The following is a 3015-nucleotide window of genomic DNA, read 5'->3' on the forward strand; positions in this document are numbered from 1 at the left end:
GAATACCATCGTCGAGGAAACCGGCGCGGCGAACCCGATGGCCGGCCCCGTCGCCACGCGACCGACGCGCGCGAAGGGTCGGATCTTTCCGCTCGAAGGCCTCTCCGGCGAATCGAAGGAAGCGCCGCGCACCTCATCCGGCATCGCCGAGCTCGACCGTGTGACTGGCGGTGGCTTCGTCTACGGGTCGGTGATCCTCCTCGGCGGCGATCCGGGCATCGGCAAGTCGACGCTTCTCATGCAGGCGTCCGCCGCCCTCGCCAATCGCGGCCACCGAGTCGCTTACATTTCGGGCGAGGAAGCGGTCGCCCAGGTGCGTCTGCGCGCGGAGCGCCTCGGCCTCGGCCAGGCGCCGGTCGAACTCGCCTCGGAAACGAATGTCGAGGACATCATCGCGACGCTCTCGCAGGGCCGGCCACCGGCGCTCGCCATCATCGATTCGATTCAGACCATGTGGACCGAGACCGTCGAATCGGCACCAGGGACCGTGACCCAGGTGCGCGGCAGCGCTCAATCGCTGATCCGCTTCGCAAAGACGACAGGCACCGCCGTCATTCTCGTCGGCCACGTGACGAAGGACGGCCAGATCGCGGGACCGCGCGTCGTCGAACACATGGTCGATGCGGTCGCCTCCTTCGAGGGCGACAGCGGACACCATTTCCGCATCCTGAGGGCGGTCAAGAACCGCTTCGGCCCCACCGACGAGATCGGGGTGTTCGAGATGTCTGATCGCGGTCTGCAGGAGGTATCGAACCCCTCCGAGTTGTTTATCGCCGGACGGGACCTCGCGACGCCTGGCACGGCGGTATTCGCCGGGATGGAGGGCACGCGTCCGCTTCTGGTCGAAATCCAGGCACTCGTCGCCCCTTCGTCGCTCGGTACGCCGCGCCGGTCGGTCGTGGGCTGGGATCCGAGCCGACTTTCCATGGTGCTCGCCGTGCTGGAGGCCCATGGCGGATTGAAGCTGGGCATGCACGACGTCTATCTCAACGTGGCGGGCGGTTTGCGGATCAGCGAACCGGCGGCGGACCTCGCGGCCGCGGCCGCCCTCGTCTCCTCCCTGTCCGGTTCGCCGCTGCCGCCCAACACGGTCTATTTCGGCGAAATGGGCTTGTCGGGCGCCATCCGACCGGTGGCGCAGGCCGCGTCGCGCTTAAAGGAGGCGGCCAAGCTTGGCTTTTCCGCGGCGGTGACCCCCGTCGCAAAGGCGGACAAAGGCGAGCGCATGGCGCTTGCCGCCTCTTCGATCAGCCACATAACTGATCTCGTCGCAGGGATCGCAGCCAACCGTCCACGGGCGAAACCTGCTCTTCAACGCGCCGAAGGGTGACGGATGGCAATCTTGACGCTATACACCCGACGCCTCGATGCTTTCACCGGGGCGTCCCGCTCATTTCCGCGTTAGGCTTGGTTCATGCCCGTTTCGATCCTGGATCTCGTCGTCATCGGTGTCGTAGTGATCTCGGCGCTTTTGGCGGCCGTTCGCGGCTTCACACGCGAAGTGCTGGCGATCGTCGCCTGGGTCGCCGCAGCCGCTGCCGCCTGGTTCCTGCACCCCGCCGCCCTTCCGACCGCGCAGCAATATATTCACAACAACACGGTCGCGCTGGTGGCTGCGATCGGCGGCATCTTCGTCGTGACGCTGATCATCGTCTCGATCATCACCGTGAAGATCTCCGACCTCATCCTCGATTCGCGCATCGGCGCGCTCGACCGCACCCTGGGATTTTTCTTCGGCGCGGCCCGCGGCTTCCTGATCTGCGTCATCGGCTGGCTCTTCATGGGCTGGCTGCTCCAGGGCAAGAACCCGGATTGGGCGGCGACGTCGCGCGCCCGGCCGATGCTGGAAAAGACCGGCAACGACCTGATCGCCCTTCTTCCCGACAATCCGGAGGGCTTGCTGCAGCAGCTGCGCCAAAAGGCCAAGCCGGACAGCGACCCCGCGGAGCCGGCCGAACCAGTCGAGCCCGTTCCGGCGCAACCCGGCGCGGCGGCACCGAAGAAGAGCTGACGAGATGTCCTGTCGCGTTTGTGAAAAGCGCGACAGGAAAGAGCATTGGCGTTGTTCCGAACGCCGCTTAAATAAGGCATTCGCGTCGCGGGATCTGGCGCGCATCCCAAGGAAACGATGATGTCTGGACGCTCAGAGACGTGGCTGGTCGAAGCGCGGCAGGTCGAATCACGGCAAGTCGCGGCATCACAAGTCGAAGCACGGGAATCCGAATCACGGCCAATCGGATCGAAACCAGTGGATCTCGACCTCGATGGCGATACCCTACGCGAAGAATGCGGTGTCTTCGGCATCCACGGCCATCCCGATGCCGCCGCCATTACGGCGCTGGGCCTGCACGCCCTCCAGCACCGCGGCCAGGAAGCGGCCGGGATCGTCTCCTTCGACGGCCACATGTTCCATCTGGAGCGCAAACTCGGCCTCGTGGGTGACGGCTTCTCCGACCGCGCGGTCATCGAGCGCCTCGAAGGCCTCTCGGCTATCGGCCACGTGCGCTATTCGACCACCGGCGAGACGATCCTGCGCAATGTGCAGCCGCTGTTTGCCGAACTGGAAGGCGGCGGCTTCGCTGTTGCCCATAACGGCAACCTGACCAACGGCCTCACCCTGCGTCGCAATCTCATTCGCGACGGCGCCATCTGCCAGTCGACGACGGATACCGAGGTGATCGTCCACCTCGTCGCGCGCAGCCGGCGCCAGCCTTTCATCGACCGCTTCGTCGAAGCGATCCAGCAGATCGAGGGCGCCTATTCCCTCGTCGCGCTCACCAACAAGAAGCTCATCGGCGCCAGAGACCCTCTCGGCATCCGTCCGCTGGTGATCGGCGAACTCGACGGCCGCTACATCCTGGCGTCGGAAACCTGTGCCCTCGACATCATCGGTGCGAAGTTCGTGCGCGATGTCGAAAATGGCGAAATCGTCGTGATTTCGGACGACGGCATCGAATCGTTCCGCTTTGCGGAAAGGCAGCCGGCGCGTCCGTGCATCTTCGAATACATCTACTT

At 65.0% G+C, this 3015-nt stretch carries 3 protein-coding genes; all 3 read left to right on the forward strand.

Going from position 1 to position 3015, the window contains the following annotated elements; all coding sequences use genetic code 11:
- Nucleotides 1–1330: DNA repair protein RadA (gene radA / locus AC1DT3_RS16670; protein ID WP_477466358.1), on the forward strand; the 1330-nt coding region annotated here is incomplete at its 5' end.
- A gap of 84 nt (nucleotides 1331–1414) precedes the next feature.
- Nucleotides 1415–2011 (forward strand): CvpA family protein, encoded by a 597-nt coding sequence (locus AC1DT3_RS16675; RefSeq protein WP_477466359.1) that lies wholly within the window; start codon nucleotides 1415–1417, stop codon nucleotides 2009–2011.
- Between the two features lie 237 nt (nucleotides 2012–2248).
- Nucleotides 2249–3015 (forward strand): amidophosphoribosyltransferase (locus AC1DT3_RS16680; RefSeq protein WP_477466360.1); only part of this gene is annotated, 767 nt, incomplete at its 3' end.

It is taken from the genome of Microvirga sp. P4_G7 (assembly GCF_056401005.1).

Bases quoted from the DNA above. Each gene is read 5' to 3' on its own strand.
- AC1DT3_RS16675 (WP_477466359.1), top strand. From the start codon at position 1,415: ATGCCCGTTTCGATCCTGGATCTCGTCGTCATCGGTGTCGTAGTGATC.